We start from the raw sequence: 7,306 nt of genomic DNA, 5'->3' as shown, positions 1-7,306 counted from the left end.
GGTGGACAGGACCCCGATGGGCGGGGCCTCGAACGGGTGCCAGCACAGCACGTCGTGCCGGCGGTGCGCGCCCGCGGGCACGACGCGGGCCGGCAGGCGTTCGCGGCAGCGGTCGTCCGCCCGCGGGCAGCGGTCCGCGTACGGGCATCCCGCCGGCCCTGGCAGCGGGCCGCGCGGTGTGCCGGGAGCGAGCCGGGTGCCCTTGGTGTGGGTGACGGGCACGGCGTCGAGCAGCGCCCGGGTGTAGGGGTGGCGGGGGCCGCCGAGGATCTGTTCGGCCGGGCCGTGTTCGACGATGTGGCCGGCGTACATCACCGCGATGTCGTCGGCGAGCCCGCCGACGACGGCGAGGTCGTGGCTGATCAGCAGCAGCGCGGCGCCGTCGAGCTTGTGCCGCCGCAGCAGGTCGAGCACCTGCGCCTGCACCGTGACGTCCAGGGCTGTGGTCGGCTCGTCGGCCAGCACCAGGGCGGGGCCGGCGGCTATCGCCGAGGCGATGAGCGCCCGCTGGCGCAGCCCGCCGGAGAGCTGGTGGGGGTACTGCCGGGCGCGTCGGGCCGGCTCGGGCACGCCGACGTCGTCGAGCAGTTCCAGCACCCGGGCGTCGGTCTCGGCGCGCGGGACGACCCGGTGGGTGCGCAGCACCTCCGCGATCTCGGCGCCGACCGTGCGCAGCGGGTCCAGCGACACCAGCGCGTCCTGGAGCACCAGGCCGATCCGCCGGCCGCGCACGGCCCGCCACCGCGCCTCGGTGAACGCGGCCAGGTCCTCCCCGGCGAAGCGCAGCCGGCGCGCGCTGAGGGTGGCGTTCCCACCGGTGAGGCCGACGAGGGTACGCGCGGTGACGCTCTTGCCCGAGCCGGACTCCCCCACCAGCGCCAGGCAGCGGCCCGCGTCCAGGGTGAACGAGACGTCGCGGACGGCGTGCACCGCCGCGCCGCCGGTGGTGAAGGTGACATCGAGCCCGTCCACGACCAGCAGGGGCTCCGCCGACGCGGCAGGCCTCGCCGAGGGGACGACCGGCGTCGGATCCACGTTGTCCGCCAGGTCTATGTTGCCCGCCGGGCCGGTCATGACGTCCTCCCGGCGAAGCGGCGCTGGGCGAACCGGCCGACGACGTTGACCGCGACCACCGTCGCGGTGATGGCGAGCCCGGGGAACACCCCGATCCACCACGCGGACGCCAGGAAGTCACGGCCCTCGGAGAGCATCGCACCCCATTCCGGTGACGGCGGCCCGGCGCCCAGGCCGAGGAAGCTCAGCCCGGACGCGTAGATCACCGACGTGCCGAAGCCGACGGCGCCGAGGACCAGCAGCGGGCCGAGGGTGTTCGGCAGGACGTGGCGGGCGATGAGCACCGGCCGGGGCAGCCCGAGCCCGACCGCCGCCTCGACGTACCCGGAGCGGCGGACCACCAGCGCCTCCGCCCGCACGATCCGGGCGTAGCCGGGCACGAAGGCGATCGCGACCGCGAGCATGACGTTCACCGTCCCGGTGCCGAGCACCGTCACCGCCAGCAGCGCCAGCAGCAGGGACGGCAGCGACAGCAGGACATCGGCGAACCGCATCAGCACCTGGTCGCCCACCCGGCCGGACAGCGCCGCGGCCAGCCCCAGCACCGTGCCGCCGAGCAGCGCGAACACCGTGGAGCCGGCGCCGACCAGCAGCGAGGTGCGGGCGCCGTGCAGCACCCGGGCGAAGACGTCCCGGCCGAGCTGGTCGGTGCCGAACCAGTGCGCGCCGCTGGGGGCGGCCATCGTCTGGCCGAGGTCGGTCTCGTTCGGGGCCTGGCCGGTGAACAGGCCCGGGGCGATCGCGACCAGCGCGAGCACGACGAGCAGCGCCCCGGCCAGCGCGACGCCGGCGCGCGAGAGCTGTCTGCGCCGCCGCGACCGGCTGGCGGCCCGGCCGGCCGCGGTCAGGGCCGGGGCCGGGCCGGTGAGCAGGCCGGGCTGGGTGGTGGTCACCGCCGGTTCACCCCTTCCTCAGTCGCGGGTCGATGGCGAGGTAGGCGAGGTCCACCACGGTCGAGATCAGGACGAAGACGAAGGCGGAGATCAGCACGACGCCGATCACCACCGGCATGTCCTTGTTCCCTACCGCCTGCAGGGTCAGCGTCCCGATGCCGGGGCGGGCGAAGACGACCTCGACCAGCACCGCGCCGCCGAGCAGCGTGCCGGTCAGCCAGCCGGTCAGCGTCACCAGCGACACCGCCGCGTGGCGCAGCGCGTGCCGGAACCGCACCGCCGTGCGGGTCAGCCCGCGGGCCCGGGCGGTGACCACGAACGGCTGGGCCAGCGCCGTCTCCAGGCCCTCGCGCAGCACCTGCGCGAGCACCCCGGCGACCGGCAGCGCCAGGGTGACCGCGGGCAGGACCAGCGAGGCGAAGCCCTCCGCCCCGGCCACCGGAAAGATCGTCAGCCGGAACGAGAAAAACGTGAGCAGGACGATGCCGAGCCAGTACGACGGCGTGGACACCGCCACCAGCTCCCAGGCGGAGGCCAGCGCGCGCGGCAGCGGCCGCCCGGCCGTCGTCACCGCGGAGAGCACCGCGACGGCGACGGCCAGCACGACCGCGGCCAGGGCGAGCTGGACGGTCGGCCAGAGCTGGCTGTCGATCAGCTCGGCCACGGGACGCTGGAGCTGGTAGGACTCGCCGAGGTCCCCGCGCAGGAGATGGCCGAGGTAGGAGGCGTACTGCGCCACGACGGGCCGGTCGAAGCCGTAGTCCTCCCGGATCTGCGCCCGTACCTCGGCGGAGGCGGTGGTGGACGGCCCGAGCAGCACCGCCACCGGGTCGCCCGGGACGAGCTGCAGCGCCGCGAAGGCGAGCGTCGCCGCCCCGAACAGCACCGCCAGCGCCGCCGCGAGCCGTACCGCCACCCCCCTGACCAGGCGCCCTCCGGCTGAGCGCCCTCCGGCTGAGCGCCCCCTGGCCAGGCGCCGCCCGGCCAGGTCACGCCCGGCCGGGCCCGCGCTGGCCGGGTCACGCCCGGCCGGGTCACGCCCGGCCGGGCCCGCGCTGGCCGGGAGCGTCCCGACCGGCCCCGCGTCCGTCACTTCTCGTCCGTCACTTCTTCTCGGTCCAGACGCCGTGGAACAGCGGCCACGAGCTCGCGTCGAAGGTCACCCCGTGCAGCTGCTTGGAGAGCCCGACGACCGTGGTGGGGATGTAGACCGGGACCGACGCGGCGAGCTCGATGACCCGCTTCTGGGTCTTGCCGTAGACGTCGTCACGAATCTTGGTGTCGAGCGTGGCGGCACCGGCGTTGGTCCACTCGTCCAGCTGCGGGTCGCTGATGAACGAGGCGTTCTGGCCACCGGTGGCTGCCGAGCTGGTGCTGTTGAAGAACAGCCGCAGGATGTCGGGCTCGGGCCGCGCCCAGCTGGAGTCCAGGATGTCGAACTCACCGGCGTAGCCCTTGGTGACGAAGGTGCCGATGTCGAAGGTCGGGCGCTGGAGGTCGATACCGATCTTCTTCAGGTCGGCCTGGATCGCCTGGCCGAGGACCACCCGCTGGTCGCGGATGTACTCGGCGGGCATGAGCGGCCAGACGACGGCCAGGCGCTTGCCGTCCTTGGTGCGGTAGCCCTCGGCGTCCCGCCCGGTCCAGCCCGCCTCGTCGAGCAGCCGGTTGGACACCGCCTGGTCGAACGGCCAGGTGTTCTCCAGTGACTTGTCGTAGGACGGGGTGCTGGGCGCCAGCGGGCTCCAGGCCCGCTGGTACTGGCCGAAGTACACGGCCTGGACGTCCTTGCCGAGGTCGATGCCGCGCTGGATCGCGGTGCGCACCCGCTGGTCGGTCAGGGGTGCCCGGGTCACGTTGAGGTAGATCTGGTAGGTGCCGCCGGCGGCCTGCAGGCGCACCGTGCCCAGGGCCTTGTTCGCCTCGACGGCGGCGACGTTGGCCGGCGGGACCGCGCGGGCGCCGTCGACCTGCCCGCTGGTGAGCACGCCCACCCTGGTGGAGTCCTCCGGCAGGACGCGGATGGTCAGCGCGTCCAGGTAGGCCGCCCCGGTGTTCGCAGCGCCCTCAGGTGCCCACCTGTAGTTCGGGTTGCGGACGAACCGGACGCTCTGGCCCTTGGTGTACTCGGCCACGGTGAACGGCCCGGTGCCGACCTGGGCCGGCCCTTCCGCGCACAGTTTGTCCGCGTTTTCCTGCAGTGTCTTCGGCGAATAGAAACCGAGGTAGGGAGTGCTCACCGCCTGCAGGAACGGCGCCGACGGAGCAGAGAAACTGATCTTGACGGTGTGCGGGTCGACGACCTCGGTGCCGGTGTAGCTCTTGATGAGCGTCGAGGCGTACTGCGACTTCGTCTTCGGGTTGGCTATGTGGTCGAAGTTGGCCTTCACCGCGTTCGCGTCGAAGGGCGTGCCGTCGGTGAACGTCACGTCCGTGCGGAGCTTGAAGGTGAAGGTCTTGAAGTCGCTGGAGGTCTCCCAGGAGGTGGCCAGCCAGGGGTGGATCTTCTGGTTGGCGTCGAAGAAGAGCAGCGAGTCGACGACGTTGCGCTGGACCTCGGCGGTGATGTCCTGCGGGCTGACGTGGACGTTGTAGCAGACCGGCTCGGTGTCGATGGCGTAGGTCACCGAGCCCCCGGTGCTGGGCGCGGCCGCGCGGGGGGTGGACGATCCACCGTCGGACGACCCACAGGCGCCCAACACGAGCGCCGCAGTGACGGTGACGCCGGTGAGGGCGTACGTGGGCCTGACAAAACGCATGGAGCCACTCCGAATGTTCTGGACGGGCAAAAAATGCGACGGGACGGCTGGCATTCCGCGCGGCAGGCCGGTTACGGCACACGCGGGACACGCACCGGGACGGTGAACCCGCCGGGACGGCGGTCCCCGCCGGGACGACAGGCTCCGCCGGGACGGCGACTACACCGGAAAGACGACTACACCTGAAAACAGAGGTGGCCGCCGGGCCGGCGGCGGCACCGGACCGCGTGGCCGAACGAGAAAGACGACCGCGTACGGGTCAGCGTGAACAGGTGGCGCTGGAGACGCGCAACAGGTCGATGTGACGCCGCGACGTCAGACGCGACGTCAGAAGCGACGTCAGAACAGCCATGCTCCGACTGCTGTGACGATACCCCTGCGACCTCATGCGGGGGACATTAGCCGAGCCCAAACCCGGCCGGTGAAAAAGGCCGATGTGATGCTCGCCATATAGGCGTGCCTGACATCCGCCGTCCCGGCAGGAAGCGGTTTCGATAGTTGGTGCCCGGATGAATATCGGGGTACCAGTAGGGGTCGTCAAGGGTTGACTTCAAATCCGGCACATGTTAGCCGCGCCAGGCGGAACACGAGTGCTTACCCGGCACCGGCGGCACCGGCCCCGGTGACCGCCGCCGGAACACCCGTGCCGGAATAGCGCCGGCCGGGCCACCGCGTAGCCGTCCAGGCACACAATGTGCCGGCCACGCGGGCGGCCGGAATGCGACGGCGGAAGTGCCGTGGGTGACGCTCCCGTCCGGCCGAGCGCCCCGCCCACCGGGAACACCGCCCCGGGCAAGGCCCTGGCCCCTCGGAAAAGAACGGCGCTCCGGAAAGAACAGGACCCGGGAAAGAACCAGGGCCCCGGGAAACCGTACCGGGGATATCGGTGGCGGCACCGGTATCCCGTATCCCGTATCCCGTCGTCCTGGCGACAGCCCGGCCGGGCGGGAGAACGGGCAGGCGGGAGAACGGGCAGGAGAATGGACGGGAGAACGGAGCCGTCCCCGCGGGCCGGTCAGGGTGGCCCGCGGGGACGGCGGCTGGGACGGGCCCGGTCGCGGCCCTGTCACCTCGTGGGGGCTGGCGTCACACGGGCTGGCGCTGGGGGTCGGCCGGCTCACCCGCGGCGGGTACCGGCTGCCCGGCCGGCCGGGGCGTGCGGGCCAGCGCGAGGGCCACCACGGTCCCGGCGGCGCAGATGGCGGCCGACACCCAGCCGCCCACCCGCAGCGCGTCCACGATCCCGGCCGGGTTGGCGTCCGGTGATGCCGGCCCGTGCGGACGGGCCACCACGACCGCGATGATCACGGCCAGCCCCAGCGCGGTGCCGATCTGCTGGAAGGTCGAGGCCAGGGCGTTGGCGACACCCTGTTCGGCCGGTGCCACCCCGGCGGACGCGGCGACGAACACCGCGGTGAAGGCGACCCCACCGCCGATACCCCACAGCACCAGGCCGGGCAGCAGGGCCAGGTAGGAGCCGTCCACCGACACCCCGGCGGTGACGGCCGCGATGCCGACGCCGCCGACGAACAGGCCCGCGGCCATCGTGGTGCGCAGCCCGTAGCGGGTGAGCAGGGTGACGGCCGCCGCGCCGCCCACCATCGAGATCACGGTGAGCGGGAGGAACGCCAGCCCGGCCTCGAGCGGGCTGAAGTGAAGCACGTTCTGCAGGTATGTCGTGAACAGGTAGTACTCGCCGGCGAGGCTGCCGACGAGCAGCAGCACCGCGAGCATCGCGATCACCAGTGTGCGCTGCCGGAACAGCCGCGGCGGGGCCAGCGGGTCCCGGGTGCGCAGTTCGACCAGGACGAAACCGGCCAGCAGCACCGCCCCGACGATGATCGAGGAGGTGGTGCGGGCGGCCGTCCAGCCGGCCTCCGAGCCGGAGGCCAGGCCGAAGACGACAAGCGCCACGCCGGCGGTGGCGATCAGCGCGCCGGGCAGGTCGAAGCCCTTCAGGCCGTGCGCCCGCGGCGGGTCCGCGGGCAGCAGGCGCGGGGCGGCCACCAGGGCCACGGCCGTGAGCGGGACGTTGACGAAGAAGACCGACTCCCAGCCGAACCAGTCGGTGAGCAGCCCGCCGAGCAGGGCCCCGGCGGCGAGCCCGCCGCTGGCCGCCACGCTCCACACCGCCAGGGCCTGGGTGCGTTCGGCACCCTCTTCGTAGATGGTGCTGATGAGCTTGAGGATCGCCGGGAACAGCAGCGCGCCGCCGACCCCCTGCACCGTCCGCGCGGTGACGAGCACGCCGGGTGCCGACGCCAGCCCGCCGGCCAGGGACGACAGGCCGTACACGAGAAGCGCGACGGTGAAGACGCGGCGCGCCCCGAGCCGGTCGGAGGCACGTCCGCCGAGCAGCAGCAGGCCACCGAAGGCGACGGCGTAGGCGCTGACGACCCACTGGATCGACTGCGAGGTGAAGCCGAGATCCCTGCCGATGTCGGGCAGCGCGACATAAACGATGTTGTAGTCGACGGCGACGATGAACTGCGCGAACGCCAGCAGCGCGAGGGTGAGCCGGGTGCGCTGATAGGGCAGCCCGGGGGCTGCGGGAACAGTCATGGGGCGGGCTCCTTCCTC

At 72.9% G+C, this 7,306-nt stretch carries 6 protein-coding genes; all 6 read right to left on the bottom strand.

What is annotated here, in order from left to right; genetic code table 11:
- Nucleotides 1–1,074, bottom strand: a 1,074-nt coding sequence (locus AC5LSR_RS04970) for an ABC transporter ATP-binding protein (protein ID WP_493468194.1), incomplete at its 3' end; no start/stop codon positions are given.
- On the bottom strand, nt 1,071–1,967 hold the full coding sequence (locus AC5LSR_RS04965) for an ABC transporter permease (protein ID WP_250285766.1): 897 nt from the start codon (nt 1,965–1,967) through the stop codon (nt 1,071–1,073). The genes AC5LSR_RS04965 and AC5LSR_RS04970, both read right to left, overlap by 4 nt.
- 7 nt (nt 1,968–1,974) lie before the next feature.
- Complete coding sequence (locus AC5LSR_RS04960; RefSeq protein ID WP_250285770.1) at nt 1,975–2,895, bottom strand: ABC transporter permease; 921 nt, start codon at nt 2,893–2,895, stop codon at nt 1,975–1,977.
- 175 nt (nt 2,896–3,070) lie between these two features.
- Nucleotides 3,071–4,726 (bottom strand): ABC transporter substrate-binding protein, encoded by a 1,656-nt coding sequence (locus AC5LSR_RS04955; RefSeq protein ID WP_250285767.1) that lies wholly within the window; start codon nt 4,724–4,726, stop codon nt 3,071–3,073.
- 259 nt (nt 4,727–4,985) lie between these two features.
- Nucleotides 4,986–5,078 carry a putative leader peptide gene (locus AC5LSR_RS04950; RefSeq protein ID WP_493468193.1) on the bottom strand — a complete coding sequence of 31 codons (93 nt, stop codon included), beginning with the start codon at nt 5,076–5,078 and terminating at the stop codon, nt 4,986–4,988.
- Between the two features lie 734 nt (nt 5,079–5,812).
- Nucleotides 5,813–7,288, bottom strand: coding sequence for an MFS transporter (locus AC5LSR_RS04945; RefSeq protein ID WP_250285768.1), 1,476 nt, complete (start codon nt 7,286–7,288; stop codon nt 5,813–5,815).
- Nucleotides 7,289–7,306: the final 18 nt, after the last annotated feature.

The organism is Protofrankia sp. CiP1_Cm_nod4, assembly GCF_982290645.1.
This window is presented reverse-complemented; position numbering and strand designations above follow the sequence as displayed.

Bases quoted from the DNA above. Each gene is read 5' to 3' on its own strand.
- AC5LSR_RS04945 (WP_250285768.1), bottom strand. From the start codon at position 7,288: ATGACTGTTCCCGCAGCCCCCGGGCTGCCCTATCAGCGCACCCGGCTC.
- AC5LSR_RS04950 (WP_493468193.1), bottom strand. From the start codon at position 5,078: ATGGCTGTTCTGACGTCGCTTCTGACGTCGCGTCTGACGTCGCGGCGT.
- AC5LSR_RS04955 (WP_250285767.1), bottom strand. From the start codon at position 4,726: ATGCGTTTTGTCAGGCCCACGTACGCCCTCACCGGCGTCACCGTCACT.